At 69.3% G+C, this 23,908-nt stretch carries 25 protein-coding genes; 8 read left to right on the plus strand and 17 right to left on the minus strand.

Going from position 1 to position 23,908, the window contains the following annotated elements; genetic code table 11:
- The first annotated feature begins 27 nt into the window (after positions 1 to 27).
- Positions 28 to 1,485, plus strand: a complete 1,458-nt coding sequence (gene zwf, locus ACFWQC_RS14090) for a glucose-6-phosphate dehydrogenase (protein WP_378678680.1) — start codon at positions 28 to 30, stop codon at positions 1,483 to 1,485.
- Between the two features lie 133 nt (positions 1,486 to 1,618).
- On the opposite strand, the gene ACFWQC_RS14095 is transcribed toward zwf, so the two are convergent.
- The 8 genes from ACFWQC_RS14095 to ACFWQC_RS14130 form a co-directional block, all read right to left on the minus strand.
- Positions 1,619 to 2,155: a hypothetical protein gene (locus tag ACFWQC_RS14095; RefSeq protein WP_378678682.1), complete on the minus strand. Its 537-nt coding sequence runs from the start codon at positions 2,153 to 2,155 to the stop codon at positions 1,619 to 1,621.
- An 11-nt stretch (positions 2,156 to 2,166) separates the two neighbouring features.
- Positions 2,167 to 3,588: a sensor histidine kinase gene (locus ACFWQC_RS14100; RefSeq protein WP_378678685.1), complete on the minus strand. Its 1,422-nt coding sequence runs from the start codon at positions 3,586 to 3,588 to the stop codon at positions 2,167 to 2,169.
- Complete coding sequence (locus ACFWQC_RS14105) at positions 3,585 to 4,259, minus strand: response regulator transcription factor (protein ID WP_378678843.1); 675 nt, start codon at positions 4,257 to 4,259, stop codon at positions 3,585 to 3,587. Before ACFWQC_RS14105 ends, ACFWQC_RS14100 begins: the two co-directional genes overlap by 4 nt.
- A 116-nt stretch (positions 4,260 to 4,375) precedes the next feature.
- Positions 4,376 to 5,158 (minus strand): ABC transporter permease, encoded by a 783-nt coding sequence (locus ACFWQC_RS14110; RefSeq protein ID WP_355230901.1) that lies wholly within the window; start codon positions 5,156 to 5,158, stop codon positions 4,376 to 4,378.
- A 76-nt stretch (positions 5,159 to 5,234) separates the two neighbouring features.
- Positions 5,235 to 6,248, minus strand: a complete 1,014-nt coding sequence (locus ACFWQC_RS14115) for an ATP-binding cassette domain-containing protein (RefSeq protein ID WP_378678688.1) — start codon at positions 6,246 to 6,248, stop codon at positions 5,235 to 5,237.
- A gap of 150 nt (positions 6,249 to 6,398) precedes the next feature.
- A complete protein-coding gene (locus ACFWQC_RS14120; protein ID WP_378678691.1) occupies positions 6,399 to 7,040 on the minus strand; it encodes a PadR family transcriptional regulator in 642 nt (213 codons plus the stop codon).
- A gap of 31 nt (positions 7,041 to 7,071) precedes the next feature.
- Positions 7,072 to 7,488: a VOC family protein gene (locus ACFWQC_RS14125; RefSeq protein WP_378678694.1), complete on the minus strand. Its 417-nt coding sequence runs from the start codon at positions 7,486 to 7,488 to the stop codon at positions 7,072 to 7,074.
- Positions 7,489 to 7,498: 10 nt separating this feature from the next.
- Complete coding sequence (locus ACFWQC_RS14130) at positions 7,499 to 8,290, minus strand: DUF899 family protein (protein WP_378678697.1); 792 nt, start codon at positions 8,288 to 8,290, stop codon at positions 7,499 to 7,501.
- A gap of 53 nt (positions 8,291 to 8,343) precedes the next feature.
- Here ACFWQC_RS14130 and ACFWQC_RS14135 point away from each other — a divergent pair, with 53 nt between their 5' ends.
- The 3 genes from ACFWQC_RS14135 (at position 8,344) to ACFWQC_RS14145 (ending at position 10,607) form a co-directional block, all read left to right on the plus strand.
- Positions 8,344 to 9,018 carry a winged helix-turn-helix transcriptional regulator gene (locus tag ACFWQC_RS14135; protein ID WP_378678700.1) on the plus strand — a complete coding sequence of 225 codons (675 nt, stop codon included), beginning with the start codon at positions 8,344 to 8,346 and terminating at the stop codon, positions 9,016 to 9,018.
- A gap of 115 nt (positions 9,019 to 9,133) precedes the next feature.
- Positions 9,134 to 9,835 (plus strand): winged helix-turn-helix transcriptional regulator, encoded by a 702-nt coding sequence (locus ACFWQC_RS14140; protein WP_378678702.1) that lies wholly within the window; start codon positions 9,134 to 9,136, stop codon positions 9,833 to 9,835.
- Positions 9,836 to 9,902: 67 nt separating this feature from the next.
- Positions 9,903 to 10,607, plus strand: a complete 705-nt coding sequence (locus ACFWQC_RS14145) for a winged helix-turn-helix transcriptional regulator (RefSeq protein ID WP_378678705.1) — start codon at positions 9,903 to 9,905, stop codon at positions 10,605 to 10,607.
- Between the two features lie 3 nt (positions 10,608 to 10,610).
- Here the strand turns inward: ACFWQC_RS14145 and ACFWQC_RS14150 are convergent, their stop codons facing one another.
- The gene (locus tag ACFWQC_RS14150; protein ID WP_378678708.1) at positions 10,611 to 10,943 is read right to left on the minus strand and encodes a hypothetical protein; all 333 of its coding nucleotides are present in this window, start codon (positions 10,941 to 10,943) and stop codon (positions 10,611 to 10,613) included.
- A 112-nt stretch (positions 10,944 to 11,055) separates the two neighbouring features.
- Here ACFWQC_RS14150 and ACFWQC_RS14155 point away from each other — a divergent pair, with 112 nt between their 5' ends.
- Together ACFWQC_RS14155 and ACFWQC_RS14160 are read left to right on the plus strand one after the other, a co-directional pair.
- Positions 11,056 to 11,934: a MoxR family ATPase gene (locus ACFWQC_RS14155; RefSeq protein ID WP_355230888.1), complete on the plus strand. Its 879-nt coding sequence runs from the start codon at positions 11,056 to 11,058 to the stop codon at positions 11,932 to 11,934.
- Positions 11,931 to 13,292, plus strand: a complete 1,362-nt coding sequence (locus ACFWQC_RS14160; protein ID WP_378678711.1) for a VWA domain-containing protein — start codon at positions 11,931 to 11,933, stop codon at positions 13,290 to 13,292. The genes ACFWQC_RS14155 and ACFWQC_RS14160 overlap by 4 nt, the downstream gene beginning before the upstream one ends.
- A gap of 75 nt (positions 13,293 to 13,367) precedes the next feature.
- Here ACFWQC_RS14160 and ACFWQC_RS14165 read toward each other — a convergent pair whose 3' ends face one another.
- The 3 genes from ACFWQC_RS14165 to ACFWQC_RS14175 form a co-directional block, all read right to left on the minus strand.
- Positions 13,368 to 14,147, minus strand: coding sequence for a GntR family transcriptional regulator (locus ACFWQC_RS14165; RefSeq protein ID WP_378678714.1), 780 nt, complete (start codon positions 14,145 to 14,147; stop codon positions 13,368 to 13,370).
- 558 nt (positions 14,148 to 14,705) lie between these two features.
- Positions 14,706 to 16,214 (minus strand): spermidine synthase, encoded by a 1,509-nt coding sequence (locus tag ACFWQC_RS14170; RefSeq protein WP_378678717.1) that lies wholly within the window; start codon positions 16,212 to 16,214, stop codon positions 14,706 to 14,708.
- 9 nt (positions 16,215 to 16,223) lie between these two features.
- Entirely contained in the window at positions 16,224 to 17,135 is a 912-nt protein-coding gene (locus ACFWQC_RS14175) for a DMT family transporter (protein WP_378678719.1), read from the minus strand.
- 41 nt (positions 17,136 to 17,176) lie between these two features.
- Here ACFWQC_RS14175 and ACFWQC_RS14180 point away from each other — a divergent pair, with 41 nt between their 5' ends.
- Positions 17,177 to 17,665, plus strand: a complete 489-nt coding sequence (locus ACFWQC_RS14180; protein ID WP_378678722.1) for a MarR family winged helix-turn-helix transcriptional regulator — start codon at positions 17,177 to 17,179, stop codon at positions 17,663 to 17,665.
- 91 nt (positions 17,666 to 17,756) lie between these two features.
- Entirely contained in the window at positions 17,757 to 18,752 is a 996-nt protein-coding gene (locus tag ACFWQC_RS14185) for a MerR family transcriptional regulator (protein ID WP_378678724.1), read from the plus strand.
- Between the two features lie 30 nt (positions 18,753 to 18,782).
- On the opposite strand, the gene ACFWQC_RS14190 is transcribed toward ACFWQC_RS14185, so the two are convergent.
- The 5 genes from ACFWQC_RS14190 to ACFWQC_RS14210 form a co-directional block, all read right to left on the minus strand.
- The gene (locus tag ACFWQC_RS14190; protein WP_378678727.1) at positions 18,783 to 19,889 is read right to left on the minus strand and encodes a hypothetical protein; all 1,107 of its coding nucleotides are present in this window, start codon (positions 19,887 to 19,889) and stop codon (positions 18,783 to 18,785) included.
- 132 nt (positions 19,890 to 20,021) lie between these two features.
- Positions 20,022 to 21,350, minus strand: coding sequence for a hypothetical protein (locus ACFWQC_RS14195; protein ID WP_378678730.1), 1,329 nt, complete (start codon positions 21,348 to 21,350; stop codon positions 20,022 to 20,024).
- Positions 21,347 to 22,228: a hypothetical protein gene (locus ACFWQC_RS14200; protein ID WP_378678733.1), complete on the minus strand. Its 882-nt coding sequence runs from the start codon at positions 22,226 to 22,228 to the stop codon at positions 21,347 to 21,349. The genes ACFWQC_RS14195 and ACFWQC_RS14200 overlap by 4 nt, the downstream gene beginning before the upstream one ends.
- On the minus strand, positions 22,225 to 22,587 hold the full coding sequence (locus tag ACFWQC_RS14205; RefSeq protein ID WP_378678736.1) for a hypothetical protein: 363 nt from the start codon (positions 22,585 to 22,587) through the stop codon (positions 22,225 to 22,227). Before ACFWQC_RS14205 ends, ACFWQC_RS14200 begins: the two co-directional genes overlap by 4 nt.
- Positions 22,588 to 22,681: 94 nt before the next feature.
- Positions 22,682 to 23,857: a pyridoxal phosphate-dependent aminotransferase gene (locus ACFWQC_RS14210; RefSeq protein WP_378678739.1), complete on the minus strand. Its 1,176-nt coding sequence runs from the start codon at positions 23,855 to 23,857 to the stop codon at positions 22,682 to 22,684.
- Between the last annotated feature and the right edge of the window lie 51 nt (positions 23,858 to 23,908).

Raw genomic sequence — 23,908 nt, forward strand, 5'->3', positions numbered from 1 at the left:
TAAAACGAGGACTACCGTGGACTCATCATGGCCACCATCGATGACAAAGCCCTGCCACATGTGATCGTGCTCTTCGGTGCGACGGGTGATCTGGCGCGCCGCAAACTCCTTCCTGGCCTGCTCAGACTCAACGAGGCCGGGCTGATGACGGACGCCCAGATCGTCGGTACGTCACTGGAGGACATGTCCGACGAGCAGTTCACCGAGTTCGCTCGCGAGGCGTGCGAGGAGTTCGGCAAGGGCGACATCACCGACGAGCGCTGGGAGGCGTTCGGAGGGATGCTCTCCTACGTCTCGACCAAGGAGGGCCCGCACGCGCTCGCCGACGCGGTCAAGCTCGCCGAGAAGAAGCTCCAGGGGCTCGGCAGCGACGTACGCCGCCTCCACTACCTCAGCGTCCCGCCCAAGGCCGCGCAGGACGTGATCCGCCAGCTCGAGGAGGCCGACCTCGTCGAGCGCGCCCGGATCATCATGGAGAAGCCCTTCGGCACCGACCTCGAGTCGGCCAAGGATCTCAACGCGAAGATCCACGAGGTCTTCTCCGAGGAGCAGATCTTCCGGATCGACCACTTCCTCGGCAAGGAGGCCGCGCAGAACATCCTGGCCTTCCGCTTCGCCAACGGACTCTTCGAGCCGATCTGGAACCGCAACTTCATCGACCACGTCCAGATCGACATCCCCGAGACGCTGGGTCTGGAGGGACGCACCGCGTTCTACGAGAGCACCGGCGCCTACCGCGACATGGTCGTGACCCACCTGATGCAGGTGCTGGCGTTCATGGCGATGGAGCCGCCGACCTCGCTTGCCCCCGACCCGATCGGCGAGGAGAAGAACAAGGTCTTCCGGTCGATCCAGCCGCTGGACCCGCGCAACGTGGTGCGTGGTCAATACTCCGGCTACCGCGGCAAGAACGAGGTCGCCGACGACTCCGACACCGAGACCTTCATCGCGATGAAGGTGATCATCGACAACTGGCGATGGGCGGGTGTGCCGTTCTTCCTGCGCACCGGCAAGAAGCTGGCCGAGGGTGCGCGGATCATCTCGATCGCGTTCAAGGAGCCGCCGCTGACGATGTTCCCGGCCAACTCCGGTGCCGGCACCCAAGGTCCCGACCACCTCACCTTCGACCTCGCCGACCAGTCGAAGATGTCGCTGTCGTTCTACGGCAAGCGCCCCGGGCCGGGCATGAAGCTGGAGAAGCTCTCCATGCAGTTCGCCACCCAGGAGACGAGCTCCTCGACCGGCGTCCTCGAGGCGTACGAACGCCTCATCCACGACGCCATGCGTGGCGACCACACGCTCTTCACCACCGCAGAGGGCATCGAGACGCTCTGGGAGATCTCCCAGCCGCTCATCGACAACCCTCCGCCCGTGCGCCTCTACGCCCCCGGCTCCTGGGGTCCCAACTCGATCCACCAGCTGATCGCCCCCCACGCCTGGCGCCTCCCCTTCGAGCGCTCCTGGCGCGAGACGAAGAAGCACTAGCCGAGAAGTCGCCAGCGTCGGCCGAAGCGTCGCTCCGGTCGGCCGAGTTGGCATGCGTACGCCATCTCGACCGACGCGCGTGACGTCTCGACCGACGCGCGTGACGTCTCGACCGACGCGCGTGACGTCTCGGCTACGGCGCGTTGGCGCTCAGCTGCTCGAGGAGGGCCTGGGCGGCACGGTCCATGGCGTCGCCGTCGTAGGGCTCCAGGTCGACGGAGTTGAAGCTCTGGATCAGGGTGCCGTTCTGGACGAAGCCGGTGACGGCGTACGAGTTCACGCCCTGTTGCTTGACGAGCCGGGCGTCCTCAGCACCCTCGATCCCGGGCTCGCTGACATCCCCGGACTTCACGTCCATGGTCTTCCACGCGTCCGCGAGGGTGCCCTTGAAGGGCAGGTAGTTCAGTTCGTACGCAGTCCCACCCGACTCCTCGGGAAGCAATGCGCAGCGGGGTGCCGCCGAGGTGCCCTTCTCGATGCGGAGCTGGGTGCCGAGGGCCTTCTCCACGGGGGAGATGTCGAGCCCGTCACACGGGTTGAACGTCTCCTTGGAGGCATGCTCCGGGGATGATGCGGAGGCGGACGCCGACGAATCGGCGGGCTCCTCGGCTCCACAGGCAGCGACGGAGAGCAGCGCCACCACAGCGGGCGCCAGTACGGCGTATCTCAATGCTTCAACCCTCAATTGTTCAACACCGCGGTGGGCGGTTCGGTCGGCCGGGGTGAGGTCGAGCCGGGCAGGTGCATGGTCATCCGTGCGCCACCGTGCGGGGATCGGGCCGCGGAGACCGATCCGCCGGTGCGCTCGGCGACCTGCCGGACGATAGCGAGGCCGAGCCCCGACCCAGGCATCGAGCGGGCCTCGGTGGATCGGTAGAACCGGTCGAAGACGTAGGGGATGTCGTCCTCGGCGATGCCCGGACCCTCGTCGTCGACGTTGAGCACGCCGTCGCGGAGCGAGACGTGGACCGTGCCCGACTCCGGCGACCACTTGGCGGCGTTGTCGAGGAGATTGGTGACCGCACGTTCCAGTGAGCTGGCGTCGCCCATGACCCACCACGGGGCCGTCTCCTCGGTGAAGGTCACCGACGGGGCACGCAGACGCACCCGGGAGAGTGCCCGGTCCACCACCTCGGACATGTCCACCGTCTCCAGCGTCGGCTCGGCCGGCGCATCGCGGGCCAGCTCGACGAGGTCGCCGATCAGGTTGGTGAGCTCCTCGATCTGGGCGCGGATGTCTCCGAGGAGCTCGGCCCGCTGCTCGCCGGAGATCGAGGCGTCGGCCTGGGTGAGGAGCTCGACGTTGGTGCGGAGCGATGTCAGCGGCGTACGCAGTTCGTGCGAGGCGTCGGCCACCAGCTGTCGCTGCCGGTCCCGGGAGGCGGAGACGGCGGACAGCATCCGGTTGAACGACGTGGCCAGCCGGGCGATCTCGTCGTCGCCCTCGACCGGGAGCGGGGTGAGGTCCTCGGTGGTCGCGATCCGGTCGACCGAGGCGGTCAGCCGCCTCACCGGCCGCAGCCCGCCCGCTGCGACGACCCATCCGGCGAACGCCGCGGCGACGACCCCGGCCGCACCGAAGAAGAGCACGACGAGCCCGAGCCGTTTGTACATCTCCTGCTGTGGCCCCAGCGACTGCGCCAGCATCAGCGCCGAGTTGCTGTCGGGGATCGGGACGGTGACGACCCGGAAGACGCCCGCCTTGGTGGAGACCGTACGGACCGACTGCTTGGCCTCGCGCTTGGCCACCGCTTCTTCCGGAATGCCGGGCCGTGGAAACGTGCCGAGCGTCGGTGACCAGTAGTTGTGCGAGTCGTCGACCTCGGCGACCTGGATGTCGCCGGCGTTGAGCACCCAGGTCGGGAAGGCCGCGCCTGTTCGTGCGTCCTGGATCGACGCGGTGTTGGCCGCAGCGGAGGTGGCCCGCTTGAGCAGCGACTCGTCCATGTTGGCCTGCAGCTGGATGCGTACGACGAAGTAGAGCCCGATCGCGATCAGCGTGATCGAGCCGGCGACCGCAAGGGTCGTCAGCAGGGTGACCCGGCCCGCCAGAGAGCCGCGGTAGCGCGAGCTGGCTGCCGGCGTGGTCACGGCGCTGCTCACGACTCCTTCAGGACGTAGCCGATGCCGCGTACGGTGTGGATCAGCCGGGTCTCGCCCTCGGCCTCGGTCTTGCGGCGCAGGTAGCCGACGTAGACCTCGAGCGAGTTGGCGGTCGTCGGGAAGTCGTAGCCCCAGACCTCTTCGAGGATGAAGGACCGATCGAGTACGCGGCGGGGCCGGCGCAGGAACATCTCCAAAAGCGTGAACTCGGTGCGGGTGAGCTCGATGGCGCGCTCGCCCCGGGTCACCTCGCGGGTGGTGGTGTTCATGGACAGGTCGGCGAAGTGCAGCGTCTCCTCGTCGTCCTCGCCGACCGGAGCCGCCCGGCGCAGCAGCGCGCGCAGGCGGGCCAGCAGCTCCTCGAGCGCGAACGGCTTGGTGAGGTAGTCGTCGGCCCCGGCGTCCAGACCGTCGACCCGGTCGCCGACGGCGTCGCGGGCGGTCAGCACCAGGATCGGTACGTCGTTGCCGGCGGCGCGGAGCGCCTTGGTTGCCTCGATGCCGTCGAGGCGGGGCATCATCACGTCCATCACGACCACATCGGGGTCGTGGTTGGCGATGCCGGCAAGCGCCTCGGCGCCGTCGCCGGCCAGGGCGACCACGTAGCCGTTGAACTCCAACGACCGGCGCAGCGACTCACGCACGGCCTTGTCGTCGTCGACGACCAGCACGTGCGGCTTGTCGCCGGTGCTGTCGCCGGACCCATCACGGGGGGTGGCAGGGCTGTTCACACCCCTACCTTGCCACCCCTCGCTGAGTCGCTACTGAGAACGGCCCCGGTGTTTTGCTAAGCGTTCTCCTTGCGGAACGTGGAGATGCCCCACCAGACCGCGAGTGCGAACAGGCCGAGGGTCCAGCCGACTCCCCAGCCGATATCGGCCACCCCGAGGTCACCGAAGAACGAGGCTCGCACCGCGTCGACGATGTGCTTGGTCGGGATGACGTCGGCCAGCGCCTCGAGCCACCCGGCGCCGAAGCTCATCGGCAGGAAGATGCCCGACAGCAGCAGGATCGGCATCAGCAGCATGTTGGTCACCGGCGCCATCACGTCCTCGCTCTTCACGAGCAGCGCGAACGCGTTGGAGGCGGCGGCACCGGCACCACCGATCATCACCGTGATCGCGATCCCGACGAGGATCCCCACCGGCTTGAAGTCCATGCCCATCACGAGGCCGAGGGCGACCAGGATGATTGCCTGTACCAGGATCTGCAGCAGGTCGCGGTAGAGACGCCCGAAGAGCAGAGCGCCGCGCGAGGCCGGGGTGACCCGTTCCGCCTCGATGACGCCCTCGCGCCACTCGCCGATCAGCGAGAAGCCGGCGAACATCGCGCCGAAGATGCCGAGCTGGACGAGCATGCCGGGGACGAACCAGTTGTAGGCGTTCCCACCGAGCTCTTCGATGAGAGGCTCGAGCAGCGGGCCGAAGAGCAGCAGGTAGAGGATCGGCTGCATCACGCCGATCAGCACCCAGGCCGGGTTGCGGAGGTTCATCCGCAGCTGGCGGTTGAAGACGACCATCGACTCGCGGAAGAAGCCGGACTTGAGGACGGGCTGCTGGAACTCGGTCATGCCGCCACCTCCGTAGGGCAGTGCGAAGAATACGGACGCGGCGGCCTGACGCTCATTGTCGCTCGCTTGCGCTCGCTCATGACCGGGCCTCCTGGGTCTGCTCGGTGGCCTCGTCGGCCTCAGGAGTGCCTGAGTCGGCATCGCGTAGCGAACGTCCGGTCAGCGTCAGGAAGACGTCGTCCAGCGTGGGGCGGGCGACCTCGATCGACTCCAGCGAGACACCGTTGGACTCCAGGTCGCGCAGCAGGCCGGGGACTGCCTTCCCTGCCCGCGGCACCCGGCCGCTGACCAGTCGCTCGTCGACCTCGACGCTCTCCGAGATCGAGCCGAGCTTGTCGCGCGCGATCGCGACCTGCTCGTCGGTGGCGACCTCCAGGGAGACGAGGTCGCCGGAGACGGCGGCCTTGAGGTTCTCCGGGGTGTCGTTGGCGACGATGCGGCCCTGGTCGATGACCATCACCCGGTCGGCGAGGGTGTCGGCCTCGTCGAGGTAGTGGGTGGTCAGGAAGACCGTCGCCCCGTGATCGGTACGCAGCGAGGCGATGTGGTCCCACAGGTTGGCCCGCGCCTGCGGGTCGAGGCCGGTGGTCGGCTCGTCCAGGAAGACCAGCTTGGGGGCGTGGATCAACGCCATCGCGATGTCGAGGCGGCGCTTCTGCCCGCCGGACATGTTGCGGGGCTTGCGGCGCCACAGCCCCTCGAGCTGAAGCCTCTCGAAGAGCGCCTGTCCGTGGGCGACCGCGTCCTTCTTGGACATCCCGTAGAGCATTCCGTGGTCGACGACCTCATCGCCCGCGTAGGCGCCCGAGAAGGTCGATCCGACCTGGGAGCAGTAGCCGATGCTCCGTCGGACCTCGACGGACTGCTTGGCCACGTCGAAGCCCGCCACCGTGGCGGTGCCTGCCGTGGGCTTGAGGAGGGTGGTGAGGATGCGCAGGGTGGTGGTCTTGCCGGCGCCGTTCGGGCCCAGGAAGCCGACCACCTCGCCCTCTTCGACGTCGAGGTCGACTCCGTCGACCGCGACGACTTCTTTCCGCTGCTTGCCATGGCCAGAGGCGAAGGTGTGCCTCAAGCCGCGTGCGTGAATCATGTGTCACTCCCTTGTGCGTGCAAGTCCCAGACAAGCACGGACCACCGACAACAATCACCCGATTTTACCCAGATGTTCAAACTTGAATACCGTGAGTGTTCAATTTTGATCCCGAGTTGTCAAACCAGTTCGAGCGTGACCCGAGTCGGCTCAGCCGCGCAGCATCTCCCGGTAGCGCTTCCGGTCGGCGTCCATCTGCCAGCCCGGGTCGTCCTCGGCAGGCGCCCAGCCGGGAGCGTCGCCGGCGAAGAAGAGCTTGCCGCTGCGTACGTCGTCCAGGACCTCCACCAGCCATGCCCGCTCGGAGCGGAGCTTGTCGAGCTGGAGGTGGAGCGCGGCGACGGTATGGGGCGGCACCATGCGGGCGTTCACGCGGACCGCGGCGTCGAGCTCCTTGATTGTGCGCTCCAGGGTCTTCAGCCGGACGCTCAGGTGCTGGATCACGGCCGGCCGCTCCAGCAGCGGCACCAGCGAGAACGCGGCGTAGAAGGAGACGCCGTTGTAGACGTCGACGGCCTGCAGTGAGCGGGTGACGAGGCGTTCGAGCTCTGCCCGGCCGCCGGCGCTGATCTCGTAGACCGCGACCGTACGCCCGTTGTCGACCAGATCGTGCCTGGTCAGATGGCCCTTCTCGGTCAGCGAGGTCAGCGCGTGGTAGATCGAGCCCGGGTTGATGTTGGCCCACTGGTCGACCTGCCACGACATCAGTTCGCGCCGGATCTGGTAGCCGTTGACGGGCTCGAACAGCGCCACTGCTCCCAGCAGCAGCATCCGTGTGTCGTCTCCGGCCATAGGGAGATTCTAGGGGCGGCACGACCGGGCCTCAGCGGGACGTCAGCTGCCACAGGTGTCCGTCGGGGTCGGCGACGACCGCGCGGTATTCACCCCACGGCGCCGACTCCGGCTCGATCATGCCCCGGCCGAGAGCCATGGCGGCCGCATAGCGCGCGTCGACATCGTCGCGCGAGCCGAGATCGATGGTGACCAGGCACTGCTTCGGGCCCTCCGGCGGGGGCAGGGTCGCCGCGTCCATCGGCTCGTCCGCGAGCTGGCCGGTGACCCACTTGAACCCGCCGGTGGGGATCATCATCACCTCGCAGGAGTCCGACAGGGTCGCACGAAGCGGTTCAGGGACTCCGTCGTCGGCGAGGTCGCCGGGGGTCTCGAGGCCGAGGCCGTCACGGAGGAAGACATGGGACCGGGTGCGGTCCCGGGTGGGCAGGGCGATCGTCGTACGCATCCGGACCTCCTCAGTGGCAGCAGTGGTCGGCGGTGGGGGCGATTTCTGATCCGAGATCGTCGTCGCGTCCGGCGGCGAGCCGCGACCACTGCGCTGTCGGGCGGCCGCTCACGCCGGGGCGGTGGTTGGTCGTCGACGCCTCCTCGCTGCGGAACTGGCTGCCGTCGATGCCTGTGCGCCGCGGCCAGTCCTCAGGTGAGTCCTCCCAGGTCTCCTGCCGTCCGTAGACGGTCATGTCCAGGATCCCGTACGACGCCGACATCGGCTCCACGCCACGTCCGGTGGTGCGGTAGGTCTCGAAGACCCGGTCGCCGTCGCGCACGTAGCAGACCTTGCCGCCGAAGAACCCTCGGGCGTCGAGGACGTCCCACGACTCCTCGGGCACGGAGTACCACGGCATCTCCCACCCCATGAAGTCCCGGTAGCGGGAGCTCTCCGGGTAGGGCCCCTGGCAGAAGACGGCGTACGTCACCCCGCGCGAGTGCAGGTAGCCGAGCTCGCTCACGCCGCCGCTGAAGAACGTGCACCCCTCGCACTGGTCGGCGGCGGCATGGCCGGTGTGCCACATGTGGTAGCTCGCGAAGAGCTGCGTGCGCCCTTCGAAGGCATCCAGCAGGCTGACCCGCCCGGCGCCGCCGAGGAGCGGCGCGGCCGCGTCGACCTCGGTCATCGGGAGCCTTCGGCGGGCCGCGGCGAGAGCGTCACCCGCGCGGGTGTGCTCCTTCTCGCGGTCGAGGAGCGCGTCGCGCTCGTGCAGATACGTCGTCCGGTCGACGACGGGCGGGAATGAGGTCGTGGTCATACCGACTACGTTAAACATAGTTGATACTCTTGTGAAGAGAGTTTGGAGGATCGATGCCGAAGAAGCAGACGTACGCCGACCTGGGTGATGCCTGCGCGACCGCGCACGCCATGGACGTCATCGGTGACCGGTGGAGCATGGTGATCGCGCGCGAGCTTCTGCTCGGGCCGCGCCGGTTCGCCGACCTGGCCTCGGCCGTCGTCGGGATCACGCCCGCTGTGCTCACCTCCAGGCTGAAGGCGCTGCGGGACAGCGGCGTCGTCGAGCAGGTCCAGCTCGACGACCTCGGGCGGACCCGTGTCTACCGGCTCACCGAGTGGGGGCAGGGCCTGGAGGACGTGATGCGGTCGCTCGGTCACTGGGCGCAGCGCTCGCCCGGCTTCCCGGTGGACGGGAGCATGACCCCCGACGGCGCAATCGTCGCGATGCGCACCATGGCCCCCTACGCCACGATGGCCGACTGGGGCGACGGCCCGGTCCGGATCGCGATCGAGCTGCACGACGAGCGGCGTCCCGCCGCAGGCGTACGCCGCTACCGGCTGTACTGGGACGAGGACCGTTTCGAGCTGAGCGAGGGTGCGGACGAAGCGCCCGCGGCGACCGTCTCCGGCGACTCGTCGGCCTGGGCGGACGTCGTCTTCGCCGGGAGCCCGATCGGCTCGATGGCCGTCGAGGGCGACCAGCGGGCCGTGGAGCGGGTGGCTGCCGCGTACGCCGCGATCGCGTGAGGCCGCCTTCGACAAGACGCCGCAATTCACCGGCACGCCGGGACCTCTGGCACTGACGACCCGTAGTTCGGGCTCACTACGCTCGATGGGATCGAATGACTCGGAGAGGATCGACGTGACCCTGAACCTGACTTACGGGGACCTGGGAGACGCGTGCGCTGCCGCGCACGCCCTGGACCTGATCGGCGACCGGTGGAGCCTGATCGTGGTGCGTGAGCTGATGTTCGGGCCGCGTACGGCGCGTGACCTGGAATCCTCCGTGATCGGGGTCAGCACCGATGAGCTCAAGGACCGGCTGCAGTTCCTCGAGCACGCCGGCGTCGTGGTCGAGACAGAGCTCGGCTACATCACCAAGACGACGGCCTACGCCCTCACCCCGTGGGGCCGCGAGCTCGAGACGATCCTCGGAGCGCTCGGTCGCTGGGCCCACGGCTCGACCCGCTTCCCGATCATGTCCGCCGGGATGACACCCAGCGGCGTGATGGTGGCGATGCGCACGATGGTGCCCGCCGGCAGCGCGACGACCCCCGAGCCGATCAGCGTCGCCTGGGAGCTGACCGACGCCCGCCGTCCGGACGTCGACCCGCAGCAGTTCCGGCTCGTGTGGAAGGGCAACCAGTTCGACCTCGCCGAAGGCACGCTCGAGGACGTCGACGTGACCATCGCGGGCGACTCGACGGCCTGGACCGGTGTCGTGTTCATGGGCTTCCCCGTGGATGCCGCGATCGCCGAGGCCGGGCTGAAGGTCGAGGGTGACCGCGCCGCGCTGGATCGCGTGCTCGGACTGTTCGCGGACACGCTCGCAGAGGCCAGCTGAGGCTCTCCGCTCGGCCCGACGTGGTTCACTGGACGCGACCGGATCCAGTTGCTCGGAGAGGATCGACGTGACCCTGAACCTGTCCTACGGGCGCCTGGGAGATGCGTGCGCGGCGGCACACGCACTGGACCTGATCGGCGATCGGTGGAGTCTGATCGTCGTGCGCGAGCTGATGTTCGGACCGCGTACGTCTCCTGATCTGAGATCGTCCCTGATCGGGATCAGCACCGAGGAGCTCAACGACCGGCTGCAGTTCCTGGAGCGCGCGGGCGTCGTGGTCGAGACCGAGCTCGGCTACCTCACCAAGACGACGGCGTACGCCCTGACCGACTGGGGCAGGGAGCTGGAGAAGGTCCTCAGTGCCTTGTCTCTGTGGGCTTTGGAAGGGTCGGCGCACTTCCCGGTCCCGTCGACCGGGATGACGCCCAGCGGGGTGATGGTGGCGATGCGCACGATGGTCCCGCCCCAGAGCCTGCCCACCCAGGCCCCGATCCGGGCCAGCTGGAAGCTGACCGACGCCAGGTGTCCCGACGTGGAGGCCCAGGAGTTCCGTCTCGACTGGAACGAGTACGGCTTCGACCTGGACGTCGGCGACCTTCCCCGAGTCGACGTCGCGGTCACCGGCGACTCGACGGCCTGGGCGGGCGTCGCGCTCCTCGGGCAGTCCCTGGACGAGGCACTGGCGATGGGCGATCTCCGCGTCGAGGGCGACCAAGCGGTGCTCGCGCGCGTACTCCGGGTCTTCGCCGACGCGATGGCCGCGGTGGGCTGAGGTCTAGGAGGCAGGGTCGGCGCAGAAGGCGATCAGCTCGCCGCGGGCCTTGCCCTGCTCGATCAGCTGGCCGACGTCGAGCGAGACGTGCTTCAGCTCGCCGAGCGGGGAGCGGATGATGGCGCTCTGACGGCGCCAGGGCGCGATCGTCGGAGGAGCCACGCAGTGGTGCTGCTCGAGCATCGCGGCGAGCTCGGGCTGCTCCCGCTTCGCCAGCGACCGAGGCTCGGACGGCGTGGTGAGAGCAACCAGACAGAAGGCCGCCAGCGCGGTCAGCGCGCATACCTTCATGGCGACGACGACCAGCGTCAGATGTCGCGGAGTGTCCGAGTGCACGTCTACCACAACGACGGATGGGCCCGACGGTAACGGCTCCGATCGTCATTATGACGAACGTCCTACCCGGACACCGGGAGCAGACCAGGAGCAGACTCGCTAGTGTCGCGTCATGCCTTCGCGTACGTCTTCCTGGTTCTCCTCGCCCGCCGAGGCCGTCACCCGTATGGGAGACGTCGGCTACCTCGCGGACGACTCGACCGCGCTGACGACCTACCTCGCGGGGGCGTTGGAGAAGCCGGTGCTCGTCGAAGGACCGGCCGGTGTGGGCAAGACCGAGCTGGCCAAGGCGATCACCCGCGCGACCGGGGCCGAGCTGGTCAGGCTGCAGTGCTACGAGGGCCTCGACGAGGCCCGGGCGCTGTACGAGTGGAACTACAAGAAGCAGCTGCTCCGCATCCAGGCCGCCAACGACGGCCAGGCGTGGGAGGAGACCCACGACGACATCTTCTCCGAAGAGTTCCTGCTGACCAGGCCGCTGCTGACCGCGATCCGCCGTGAGGAGCCGACGGTGCTGCTCATCGATGAGGTCGACAAGACCGACGTCGAGGTCGAGGGGCTGCTGCTCGAGGTCCTCTCCGACTTCCAGGTGACCATCCCCGAGCTCGGCACGATGACCTCGACCCGCCGTCCGCTCGTCGTGCTCACCTCCAACGCCACCCGCGAGCTCTCCGAGGCGCTCAAGCGACGCTGCCTCTACCTCCACCTCGACTACCCCGACGCCGACCGGGAGCGCGAGATCGTGCTTTCCCAGGTGCCCGGCCTCGACGGCAAGGTGGCGCGTCAGCTCGTCTCCGTGGTCGGCCGGCTGCGTGAGCTGGAGCTCAAGAAGTCGCCCTCGATCGCCGAGTCGGTCGACTGGGCGCGCACCCTGATCGCGCTGGAGATCACCGACCTCTCCGACAAGGCCGTCGCCGACACCCTCGGCGTCGTTCTCAAGCACTCCTCCGACGTCGACCGCGCGGTCCGAGAGCTGCGGTTGAAGAGGTGACTCTCCTCGACCGGCACATCGAGTTCCTCGAAGCGCTTCGGGGAGCCGGGCTGCCGGTGTCGCTATCCGAAGGCCTCGACGCGGTGACCGCCCTCGGCCTGATCGGCTGGAACGACCGCACCCAGGTCAAGGAGGCGTACGCCGCGACCCTGGTCAAGCGGGCCAACCAACGGGCCACCTTCGACGGGCTCTTCGAGCTCTACTTCCCGCGGATGGTCGGCTCGGGCGCGGACGCCGATGCCGAGGCCGCCGGGGTGGCGAAGGACGGGCCCGAGGCGCTCTCCGAGTTCACCGCGCGACTGAGCGAGGCGCTCGAGGCCGACGACGTCGAGATGCTCCGTCAGCTGGCCGCCGAGGCGGTGGCGCGCTTCGGCGCGATGCCCGGTCGCGGCCCGGGGTTGAGCTCGTGGTCGTCCTATACCGCGCTACGCCGGCTCTCGACCGACGAGCTCACCTCGCGGCTCATCGAGGGGCTCCAGCAGGGCGGCTGGACCGAGGAGGAGGCGGTGCGGGTCGGGAACCGCCGCGTGGGTCGGTTCAGCGGTCTCGTCGAGGCCGACGCCCGCCGCCGGATCGCGGAGGAGAAGGGCCCCGAGCAGATCGCCAAGATCGCCGTACGCCCCACCATCGAGAAGCTCGACTTCCTGCACGCGCGGCGGGCCGACCTGGAGGCGCTGCGGCGCGAGATCTACCCGTTGGCGCGCCGCCTGGCGACCCGGCTCACCCAGGAGCACCACGCGCGCCGGCGAGGCGCGGTGGACCTGCGGCGTACGCTCCGGTCCTCGATGTCCACCGGCGGCGTCCCTGTCGACCTGCGTTTCAGGCCGAAGCGGCCGCACCGCACCGAGCTGGTGATCCTGTGCGACGTGTCGGGCTCGGTGTCCAACTTCGCGACCTTCACGCTGATGCTCGTCTTCGCTCTGCGCGAGCAGTTCGGCAAGGTGCGCGCGTTCACCTTCGTCGACGAGATCCACGAGGTCACGTCCTACTTCAAGCCCGGCGCCGACCTGGTCGACACGATGACCGAGCTGACGAAGGCGACCGAGCACGCGGCCCGGATGGGGCGCACCAACTACGGCCGCGCCTTCTCCCTCTTCCAGGAGCGCCACGCCGACGCCCTCGGCCCGAAGTCGTCGCTGCTGATCCTCGGCGACGCCCGGTCCAACTACTCCGACCTCGCCGTCGACTCGCTGCGGGCGATGGCCGAGGCGAGCAGGCACGCCCACTGGCTCAACCCCGAGGTCCGTACGCAGTGGGACACCGGCGACTCCGAGGCGACGCGCTACGGCTCGATCATCGAGATGCGGGAGTGCCGCAACCTCACCCAGCTCTCCGAGTTCGTCCACGATCTGGCCTGATCGCACCCGCTGGTCGACACGCCTACGCCTAGAGGCTCCGAGGTCTGAACGAAGTGGCCTTCGACCAGCGGGGCGTCACTGCAGCTTCAGGTCCAGCCCGTAGACGATCCGGTCGGCGACCCCGACGGAGTCGGTGACGCACACGACCCGGTCGTCGGCGAGGAAGCGGCGTCGGTCGGAGAGGACCGGGGTGCCGTCGGGGATCTGCAGGTCGTATGTCTCCTGCGGTGTAGGCATCCGGGACTCGATGTCCATGGCGACCGTGGTGACCTTGACGCCGACGGTGGCCAGCAGGTCCTTGATCGGCGGCTGCGGCCAGTCGGCGGTCGGCGTGGCCAGCGGGGTGTCGACGACCAGCGGATACGGGATGTAGGCCGTGGTGCGGTATTCGGCGGTGTCGTCGCCGCTGATGTAGAAGGTGAAGGTGGTGCTGAGCAGCTCGCTGCGCGGGTCGATCTCGAAGGCCGCCCCCAGCTTCTCGCCGGCGGGGATCACCTCGTAGGTGTGCTCGACCGAGAGACCGTCGTCCGGGCCGCGCGGGGGCTGGTTGTAAGCCGCGTCCGGCTTCGCCGGGTGACTGCGGTCGGTGATCAGCATGCTCATCAGGTCGTAGCGGGTCTTGGTGGCGTCGCGTACGAAGACACCACGGCCCTGCTCGCTGGTGATCAGGCCTTCGTTGCGCAGCACCGCCAGGCCTCGCCGGATCGTGGCGCGGTCGTAGGGGAAGGTGTCCATCAGCTCGGGTTCGGTCGGTAGACGCTCGCCGGGCAGATAGGTGCCGTCGTCGATCTGGGCCCGCAGATAGTCGGCCACGTGAAGGTATTTCGGTAGGCCGCGCGGACGGGGGTTACTCATGGGAGAACACGTTACTGAGGCGTACAGATCCCGAATAGCCGCATAGCCCCACCCTTTCCGCCTTGACCCGTTGCAATGAGTGGACTTATGGTCGAACGTGTCTCGGGGCGTTGGGCGGCATGGCCCAGCTGTGGCACCGGCGTCTCGGGGCACTCAACGACGAGAACCATCGACATTCCTTGGGGGGAATTCGTGTTCGTAGACGACAGACTCAGCGTCGGGTCCAGCGAGAGGCCGCCGGTCCTGGCCAAGGACCCGCTGGTCTACCGCACCGACCGAGGGAGCTTCTGGCACCTTCGCTCGGGCAAGAGGAGCAACGGGTACGTCATGACCGTGTGCGGCCGCCGGTTGGGGACGTGGCATGTGCTGCCGCCGCGCAGGCTCAGCAAGGTCGCGCCCAATCAGGTCTGCGTCGGGTGCCTGCGCAAGACGCCCATCGGGGAGGTCATCTCTCCTCCCAGTGGATCTCGACACGCGGACGCGGCTTCGCAAGCTCAGCCGCGCGCTCGCTCGATCTCACCTGACGACGCCGGCAGCTCGCAAGCTCGCTGCCGACTGTCAGGCGACCTCGAGCAGGCTGAGGTCCGTGAGCCACTCGACCGGCGCGACGTCGTCGGTGTAGACCGTCCCGCCCCGAATGCCTGGCTCGAGCCGGGCGGCGGAGTCGGTGAGGGTGCCGGCCAGGTCGGCGGGCTGCGACTTCGCGGTGGCGATGAGGTCGGCCGCGGGATCCGCCTCCGGGTCGACGGTCGCGATCAGGTGGGTGTTGGTCGGGCCGGAGTCCGACCGCCACACGGCCTCGCCGAACGAGGTCCGCAGCGTTGCGGTGAGGACCTTCTCCAGCGCTGTCGAGCCCTCCGGGTGGGCTGAGTTCACGACGAGCACCCCGCCCGGGTTCAGGTGGTCCTTCGCGAGTGCGAAGAACTCCTTCGTGGTCAGATAGAACGGGATGTAGGGCTGGTGGTAGGCGTCGACCATGATCGCGTCGTACTTCCGGGTCTGCTTCTGCAGCCACGGGCGGGCGTCGGCGGTGTGGAGGTGGAGGTTCGGCTGGTCCTTGAGGTCGAAGAGCTTCTGGCCGACCTCGGTGACGTCCTCGTCGATCTCGACGGCGTCCACCCGGGTCTCGGGGGCGAAGTGTCCGAACTGGCGCGCGGTCGTCCCGGCGGCCGAGCCCAGGATCGCCACCGACTTCGGCGCCTCCGCGCCGGCGTACGACAGCGAGAGCATCTCGTCCCAATAGGCGCCGGTGAGCCACTCGCCCTCGGTGTAGACCGAGTGCACGGCGTGGCCCTCGTTCAGCTCGAGGTAGCGGCTGCCGTCGTCGTACTCGACCACACGGGCGTACTGGTATTCGGTCTCCTTCTCCCAGATCACCTCGCCGCCGTTGTTGGTCAGCGTCTTGATCGACCCGGTCGGCAGGGCGATCAGGGCAAGGATCACCGCCGGTACGACCGCGGCCGGCAGCCGGCCCTTGACCAGGTGCGGGATCGCGCAGATCGCCATGAGGAGAGCGAAGATCAGGAACGTACGCCGCGTCCCGACGACCGGGATGAGGAACAGCGAGGCGGCGAAGGTGCCGACCAGGGAGCCGACCGTCGAGATCGCGTAGAGGCGCCCGGCCGCGTGGCCGGCGTCCTCGACGGCTTCGACGCTCAGCCGGACGGCGTAGGGGCTGACGATGCCGAGCAGGAACAGCGGGATCGCGAGCAGCACGCCGACCCCGACCAGCGAGCCGGCGAAGGTGGCGATGCTGAGCTGGTCGACTGCCTTGACCGCGAGCGGGAGGAACGGGTCGGCGATGAACGGCACCGCGGCCAGGAGGGCGGCGGCGGCGAGCACGATCTTGGCCAGGCCGGAGGGGTGGGGGTTCCGGTCGGCGATCCTGCCGCCGACGGCGTAGCCGATCGCCAGTGCCACCAGCACCGTCGCGATCGTGTTGGCCCACACGATGGTCGAGTCGCCGAACCACGGAGCGAGCAGCCGAGCCGCGGCCATCTCTGACCCCAAGGTGCCGGCACCGACGGTGAAGACGAGAAGCTCAAGCGCACGCGCACGCAGTTTCATGGGGTGAACCTATCCGGCTGCTCCAACGTCGGCACGCGAGGCTGGTTCTGGCCGACGTCCGGCCTTGATCCGGTCGAGCACCGCAGGCTGTCCGAGGAGTACGCCACCGAGGACCAACGCCATCCCGAGCCCGCTGGTCGGAGTGAGATGCTCGCCCGCGAAGGCGACGCCGATGAGGATCCCGGCGACCGGGTTGAGCAGGCCGACCAGCGACACCGCTGCGGCGGGAAGGCGCCGCGCGCCACGGAACCAGACCGCGTAGGCGACGACGGTGCCGGCGATGCCGATGTAGAGGTAGCCCCCGATCGCCGGCAGGTCGAGAGCGGGCGGCGGGCCTTCGACGAGGAGAGCCACCGGGGCGAGGATGAGGCCGCCCAGGACGAGCTGCCAGGCGGTGAAGGTGAGCAGTCCGACCGGCGGCTGCCAGACCTTGACGAGGATGAAGCCTGTGGAGAAGACGGCGACCGAGGCGAAGGCGGCCAGGACCCCGATCAGGTCGAGGCTCGCGCCGCCACGGAGCACCAGCAGGGCGACGCCGATGGCGCCGACGACGCCGGCCGCGAGCGATCCGGCCCGTGGCCGCTCGCCGGCGACGGCCCAGGCCAGCAGCATCACCACGATCGGCGAGACCGCGGTCAGGGTGGCGGCGAGCCCGCCGGGGAGGCGGTAGGCGGCGACGAAGACGAGGGCGAAGAACGCCCCGAAGTTGAGCAGCCCGAGCGCTGCTGTGCGCCACCACCAGGAGCCGTGGAGCAGGCCCGGCCGGAGCGCCAGGAGCAGCAGGCCGAAGGGCAGCGCCCGGACCACGGCGCCGAACAGTGGCCGGTCCGGCGGCAGGAACGTCGCGGTGACGAAGTAGCCCGACCCCCATGCCACCGGGGCGATCGCGGTCAGCGCGAGGGTCACGAATCTACTTTCCATGGAAGGCATAATACCTTCCGCGTGCGATATATTCCGTTGTCATGGCAGACCACGTCTCGACCGTGATGGAGCAGTGGGAGCGGGAGCGTCCCGACCTCGACGTCACCCCGCAGGCCGTCATCGCCCGGCTGCACCGTCTCGCGCTGCGTCTCACTGACGAGCTGGTCAGCGTCTATGCCGAACACGGGCTGGGCGAGGGCGAGTTCGACGTCCTGGCGACGCTGCGACGGCAAGGCGCTCCGTACGCCCTGACTCCGAAGGAGCTCGGTGAGCAGACGATGGTCTCCTCGGGGGCGGTCACCAAGCGGGTCGACCGCTGCCTGGCTCAGGGCTGGGTCAGCCGGGACCGCCGGGACGAGGACGGTCGCGGACGCCGGGTCGCGCTCACCGAGCGTGGGCGCGAGCTGATCGACGCGGCTTTCACCGACCACATCGCCAACGAGCACCGCCTGCTCGCCGTCTTCACCGCGGCCGAGCGGCGGTCGCTCGCCCGGCTGCTCGAGAAGTGGGCCGAGCAGACCGGGGCTTGAGGTTGCCCCAAGGGGAAGCACCAATCTGCTTCCACCGGTGACCTTCACCGGGGAGGATGGTGACCATGAGCGAGCGTCAGCGAGCGATCGCATGAGCCGCCTGGAGGGGCTTGTGAACATCGGCGACTTCGCCCGGGAGACCGGGCTGACGCCGAAGGCACTGAGGTTGTACGACGACCTCGGTCTGCTGCTTCCTGCCGAGGTGGACGCGGTCTCCGGCTATCGCCGCTATGGGCCTGACCAGGTGGAACGCGCACGCCTGGTCGCCTCACTGCGCTTGGTCGGGATGCCACTGGCCCGGATCCGGGAGGTCGTCGACATGCCCGCCGCACTCGCGGCGGTCGAGGTCGAGACCTACTGGCGCCAGGTCGAGGCCGACACGGCCACCCGTCGCAAGATGGTCTCCGTCCTCGTCCACCGATTGAGGAGCGAGGCACATCAGATGACTACTTCAACCGAGACCCTGCACGTCGAGTTCGGCTTCAGCCACGAGACAGGTGGCCGATCCAGCCAACAGGACGCCGTCCTGGTCACCCCGGAGCTGATCGCCGTCGCCGACGGATTCGGTGAGCGCGACGATCTTGCCGGGGCGGCCCTGACGGCGTACGCCGCCGGCGGGCTGCGGTCGGCCATCCAGGAGGTGTTCGCGGAGGTGCCGAAGTCCGGCACCACCCTGACCGCCGTCGATCTGCACGGCTCGACCGCGCGGATCACCCACATCGGCGACGCCAGGGTCTTCCTGGTGCGGGACGGAGACGTACGCCAGGTCACGCACGACCACACCGTCGTCGCCGCCATGGTCGAGGCCGGCCAGCTGACGGCCGACGAGGCTCGCTCCCATGAGCACCGGGCCCTGCTCAACCGCGCCCTGGTCCCCGGGGTCGTCGCCGACGAGATGTCGCTCGAGCTGCTGCCCGGTGACCGGATGGTGCTGACCACCGACGGCGTCCACTCCTACGTGTCCGACCTGAATCCGCTGATCATCGCCGAGGCCGGCCCGCAGTCGGTCGCCGCCGCGGTCGCGGCTGCTGTCGTCGCCGCCGGGGAGCCGGACAATCACACCATCGTGGTCGTCGACCTCTCCTAGCCGTCGCCCGCTGGTTGAGGGCGCCTCCGCCTAGCGGCTCCGGCGGCTCAACCAGCGGGACCGCCAGCGCCGCTTCGGCGCAGTGGGTTCCTCACCCAGCTCCGCGGCAGCGGCGGCGAACGAGTCGCGCAGGGAGGGGTAGACGAGCTCGATCTCGGGGTGCTCGCGGAGCGTCTGGGCGATCCGGCGGGTGAGGCGCTTGCCGACACTGGCGATGTGCCGTACGACGGCGTCGACCTCGTCGTCGGTGAGCTGTTGCGGGTGGAAGGGCTTCTGCGGCTTCTCCCGCAGCAGGTCCCGCATGGGCTCGAGGGAGTCGATGTCGTACCGCAGCGCCAGAGCGTGCAGCTCGTCGTCGGCGATCTTCCGGAGCCGCTCGTGGTCGGCGGGAGGCATCAGGGTGTAGGTCGTCGGCCCGAGGGGGCAGGACTGGAGGTGGACGTCGAGGCGCTCCTGCAGCTGCGGTCCGATCGGGAGGACGTTGAGCGCGCGCTTGATCTCGAGCGCATGCAGCGAGTAGGAGAGGTTGACCTGTCTCAAGGACAGGTCGCCGAGCTCGGTGGTGTCGATGGCGGCGGTGTCGAGCAGGTCGGTGAGCAGGCTGCCGCCGACGAAGAGCTCGGGAAGGTAGGGCCGGAGGACGAGCTGGGCGCGCACCGCCTCGGAGTCGAGAGCGTTGTAGAGATGCTGGTGACCCAGCCATCCGCCGTACGCATCAGGCGACGCCACGAACGGCTCGACGTGCCCGAGCCGTTTGACCCGCTGGTTGTAGTCGGATTCCAGGAACGCGAGGGGATCACGGACGTACAGGACGAACCGGGCCTGCGGGGGCAGCAGCTCGGCGATCCCGGGCAGCTCAGGGAGGAACGCCTCGGAGGAGAGCAGCAGCGTGTGGCATCCGCTGGCCTCGAACTCCTCGAGCGTCCTGGAGACCTCGTGGGGTGAGGCCACGAAGAGGTGGCCCGAGCGCTCCATGAGCGAGCCGGCGTTGCCGGCGCTGATGCCGTTCTTGTCGACGCTGTGCTGAGGGTAGAAGATGCCGGCCTTCGCGAGCGTCTGCGTGTTGGCATGGAAGAACGCCTGGACCGCGGAGGTGCCCGTCTTGGGGAGGCCGGCGTGGACGACGATGGACTTCACAGGGACCGATCAGTAGGCGTCAGAGTGCCCTCCGCGATCGACTGCCCGGTGTCCGAGGACAGGCGAGGTCGGGGATGGTGCCGAGGGCGACCTACACCGTATCGACTCACGTCATCGAGGCAAGCCCGCAACTCAGCCGAGGTATCCCAGACTGCGGATCCGGCCGATCTCGTCACGGAGCTCGTCGTGGGCGGCGTTGTCCGCAGCCCGCCCGCCGGCGACGTAGTGGCTCTCCTTCGCCGTGGTGCCGTCGTAGACGACCGTGAACCGGTGTCCGACACCTACGTTGATGAGCCCGCCGAGGAGCGCCACCGGGTCGGAGCGGTCCTCCAGCGACAGCACTCGCGTGGTCTCGGGAACGCGCGGCGCTGCCGCGCCAGGAGCACCCACGGTGACCACCTGGTCCACGACGTACGCACCCCCGGCTGCCGCCGCGATCACGGCCGCCGCGGTGCCCCCGGCCGCGGCGCCGACGAGCATCACGTGGGAGCCGGCCTCGACCGACTCCTCGATGGTCCTCGAAGCTGTGGCGATGTAGTCGGAGAGGTCACCGGAGACGAGCCGCAGGCGCCGGCTGCCGGCGTACGGGCCCGGCAGATAGGCGATGTAGCGGCCGGGCGCCGTCTTCTGGAGCGCGACACCGGTCTTGGTCGCCTCGAGAGTGCGGATGAGCTCCTCGATGGTGGCCGGGGTAGCGGCGGTGACGTCGCCGGCCGCGGTGTCCTCCTCGGTGGAGGCCAATGCCCCGCCGATGTCGCGCAGTGCGTGCCCGGCGTCGGTCGCGAAGGAGTCGATCCCGGCGGCGCGCAGCGCGCCCGCGGTGGCTGCCCCGGCGTCGTCCCCACGCGGGAAGCCGGCGGTGAGCAGCGAGCGCAGCTCGAGCGACTCGAGCAGCCCGCCGCCGGTGGCGATGTGGTCCATCAGCTCGGGATGACCCTGGGCGAGCTCGCCGAGATAGGCGGTGACGCCCTCACGGTCGAGCGCGTCGGTCTCGATCAGACCGGCGGACAGCAGTGACCCGCCGAGCTCGACCTCGGGGGCGAGGTAGTCGAGCGCGTTGGCCGCGATGGCGCCCAGCGTGCTGCGGGCAGCGGTCTGGAGCTCGTCGATCCAGCGGTAGGTCTGCACGGTCGCCCGCACCGAGAGCGCATCGGCCTCGAGCGCCTGGCTGAGCCCGAGGACGCCACCCTTCTCGGAGGTCGCGGCCCGGATCTCGTCCTCGGCCGGCTCCCAGGTCTTCGCGGAGAGCTCCGCGGAGGAGGTGACGTCGTCGTCAGCCAGGATCTCGGCACCGAGCTCGGCCCACTCGCGCAGCTGCGCGCCGGCGTCGCCGATGGAGCCGGCCAGGCCGAGGATCTGCTCGTACTTGTCCTCCGGGCCCGCGGGCGGCGGCACCGTGTCGGGTGCGCCACTCGGGAGCGGTCCCAGGCGGTTGATCGGATCGTTGGACGAAGAGCTCATCGGGCCACCTCCGCGAGAACAGGGGCAAGGTCTGCGGCGAGCTCGGACGGCTCCACGCTGGTGATCAGCAGTGTCAGCTCTCCATCGAGCGACACCGTACGCATCGAACGCCAGCCGTCGTTGACCAGCGTCCAGGAGACCGTGCCGATCAGCGGGTTCTCCGGATCGGCGGTGGTCGCGACGACGGCACGCAGCCGGCCGTGGGTCTCGGTGGACAGCGCCTCGAGGGCCCTCGAGACGACCACGTCGCCCTCGGTCAGCACCGGCACCAGGTCGCCGCGCCCGGTGCGCAGCGCCTCGAAGACGGCGTCAGCGGTCGCGAACGGGACCTCGAGCTGCTCGGGCACTGCCGAGGCCAGCCGGGCGGTGTCACCCGGCAGCGTCGCGGTGCGGCCGAGCTCGGCCGACCAGGCCGCCGAGGGATACCAGGAGAGCTCGAAGACGAGCCCGTCCACGGTGGCCAGCGAGGCGGCCGCCTCACCCTTCTGCCGGTGCCAGGCGCGGCCACGGAGGCCGTCGACGACGACGTCGAGGTCGATGACCACCTCCGGGGTAGCCAGCAGGCCCAGCGCGCCGGCGATCCCGGCGTCGAGGGTCCCGTCGGCGTCGAGGAGGTCGCGGCGCCGCAGCGAGGTGCTGCCCTCGCCGAAGCCGGCGACGGCGCGGGCCAGGGCCTCGGCCTCGGCTGCCGAGCGGGTCTGCCCCAAGCGGGCGTCGAGCCCGTCATCACGGTGCGTCGCGACCTCGAACGGGAGCGGCGCCCCGATGGTCTCGCAGGCATGGGTCAGCTCGGGCAGGGTCAGGCCGACGCGGCGGGGCACACCCGCCCACGGCTCTGTCGGCGCCGCCGGAGCGGGGCCCAGGTCGATCGTGGTCATCGGAAGGTGACCTCCAGCCAGTCCTTGTGGCCCGGCTCAGGGGCCTCGAATCCGTCGAGCTCGTCCTCGGCGATCAGCGCCTCGGCGCGTGCCTCGGCCTCGGCGATCTGCTCCTTGAACAGGTCGACCTGATGGAGGTGCTTGGCCAGGGCGTCGGCCGCGCGGTCATGCTTCTCGGCCGAGCTCCGCAGCGCGGTGGCACGCTCCTTCATCCGCCCACGGAGGGACTCGGCGGCCCGACCGTGCCATGGCACGGCCTCGGCCTGCACCACCAGCTTGTCGGCACTCGCGCGGATGTCGCCAGCCTGCTCTCGCAGACGGCTCACCCGACGACGGATCACGTCGCTGTCGCCGTACATATCCCTCCTTGGACAGGTCTCTGAGATGCTCCTACCCCGCTGGAGCGGTTCTAAACGTAAAATCGTGAACTTTCTCAAATTCGCCCAGAACGCCCTACCGCAAGACGGTGGAGAGGCGGTCGAGGCCCTGCTCGATCTCGGCGGCGGAGCCGGCGAAGGAGAGACGTACGAAGCGGTGTCCGTCGACCGGGTCGAAGTCGATCCCGGGAGCCATCGCGACGCCCGTACGGTCGAGGATCTGGTGGCACCAGGCCATGGTGTCGTCGGTCCAGCGGCTGACGTCGGCGTAGACGTAGAAGGCGCCGTCGGCCGGAGCCATCTCGGTGACGCCGAGCGAGCGGAGGCCGTCGAGGAGCACCCCGCGGTTGGTCGCGTAGCGGGTCACGTGACCGTCGAGCTCGGCGTACGCGTCCGGGGTGAATGCCGCCACGGCGGCATGCTGGGCGAGGGTCGGCGGGCAGATGGTGAAGTTGCCGACCAGGACGTCGATCGCGCGTCGCAGGTGGGCGGGTGCGAGCAGCCAGCCGATGCGCCAGCCGGTCATCGAGAAGTACTTCGAGAACGAGCCGAACACGACGGCGTCGCGCGAGGTCTCCCAGGCGCTGCGGCCACGGCTACCGTCCCCGGCGTGGGTCAGCCCGTGGTAGATCTCGTCCGAGATCAGCTGGATCCCGGCCTCCTCGCAGTAGCGAGCCAGCGCGGCCAGCTCCTCGGGCAGCAGCATCGTGCCGGTCGGGTTGGCCGGACTGGCCACCACGAGCCCCTTCAGCCCGACGCGCTCGTGCAGCTCCCGCACCTGCTCCACGGTCGGCTGGAAGCGCTCGGTCGCACCGGTCGGGATCTCCACGACCTCGCACCCGAGGGCCGCGAGTACGTTGCGGTAGCAGGGATAGGACGGCCGGGCCATCGCCACCCGGTCCCCGGTGTCGAACGCCGCCAGGAACGTCGCCAGGAAGCCGCCGCTGGCGCCCGTGGTCACGACGACGTCCTCGGGGGAGACGTCGATCCCGTGCCACGCCCGGTGGTGCCCCGCGATCGCCTGGCGCAGCTCCAGGATCCCGGTCGCCGGCGTATAGCCCAGCGGGTCACCGCTCTGCAGCAGCCGTACCGCCTCGGCGCTGACCGCCTGCGGTGCCCCCGTGGAGGGCTGCCCCGAGGTGAGCGAGATGAGATCGGCGTACGTCCGCTGCCGCTGCGCCGCCCGCTCGAGCATGTCCATCACGTGAAAGGGAGGCACGTTCGCGCGTTGCGCGACAGTCAGGCGGTCCATGGGAGCAAACACTAAGATGCAGGTCCATAGGTCGGAGGGGGGCCTGGCGTA

This window comes from Nocardioides sp. NPDC058538 (assembly GCF_042719275.1).
GTDB lineage: Bacteria > Actinomycetota > Actinomycetes > Propionibacteriales > Nocardioidaceae > Nocardioides.

Coding starts and splice junctions, on each gene's coding strand:
- zwf (WP_378678680.1), top strand. CDS start 28: ATGGCCACCATCGATGACAAAGCCCTGCCACATGTGATCGTGCTCTTC.
- ACFWQC_RS14110 (WP_355230901.1), bottom strand. CDS start 5,158: ATGACCGAGTTCCAGCAGCCCGTCCTCAAGTCCGGCTTCTTCCGCGAG.
- ACFWQC_RS14115 (WP_378678688.1), bottom strand. CDS start 6,248: ATGATTCACGCACGCGGCTTGAGGCACACCTTCGCCTCTGGCCATGGC.
- ACFWQC_RS14120 (WP_378678691.1), bottom strand. CDS start 7,040: ATGGCCGGAGACGACACACGGATGCTGCTGCTGGGAGCAGTGGCGCTG.
- ACFWQC_RS14125 (WP_378678694.1), bottom strand. CDS start 7,488: ATGCGTACGACGATCGCCCTGCCCACCCGGGACCGCACCCGGTCCCAT.
- ACFWQC_RS14130 (WP_378678697.1), bottom strand. CDS start 8,290: ATGACCACGACCTCATTCCCGCCCGTCGTCGACCGGACGACGTATCTG.
- ACFWQC_RS14135 (WP_378678700.1), top strand. CDS start 8,344: ATGCCGAAGAAGCAGACGTACGCCGACCTGGGTGATGCCTGCGCGACC.
- ACFWQC_RS14155 (WP_355230888.1), top strand. CDS start 11,056: ATGCCTTCGCGTACGTCTTCCTGGTTCTCCTCGCCCGCCGAGGCCGTC.
- ACFWQC_RS14165 (WP_378678714.1), bottom strand. CDS start 14,147: ATGAGTAACCCCCGTCCGCGCGGCCTACCGAAATACCTTCACGTGGCC.
- ACFWQC_RS14170 (WP_378678717.1), bottom strand. CDS start 16,214: ATGAAACTGCGTGCGCGTGCGCTTGAGCTTCTCGTCTTCACCGTCGGT.
- ACFWQC_RS14175 (WP_378678719.1), bottom strand. CDS start 17,135: ATGGAAAGTAGATTCGTGACCCTCGCGCTGACCGCGATCGCCCCGGTG.
- ACFWQC_RS14180 (WP_378678722.1), top strand. CDS start 17,177: ATGGCAGACCACGTCTCGACCGTGATGGAGCAGTGGGAGCGGGAGCGT.
- ACFWQC_RS14185 (WP_378678724.1), top strand. CDS start 17,757: ATGAGCCGCCTGGAGGGGCTTGTGAACATCGGCGACTTCGCCCGGGAG.
- ACFWQC_RS14195 (WP_378678730.1), bottom strand. CDS start 21,350: ATGAGCTCTTCGTCCAACGATCCGATCAACCGCCTGGGACCGCTCCCG.
- ACFWQC_RS14200 (WP_378678733.1), bottom strand. CDS start 22,228: ATGACCACGATCGACCTGGGCCCCGCTCCGGCGGCGCCGACAGAGCCG.
- ACFWQC_RS14205 (WP_378678736.1), bottom strand. CDS start 22,587: ATGTACGGCGACAGCGACGTGATCCGTCGTCGGGTGAGCCGTCTGCGA.
- ACFWQC_RS14210 (WP_378678739.1), bottom strand. CDS start 23,857: ATGGACCGCCTGACTGTCGCGCAACGCGCGAACGTGCCTCCCTTTCAC.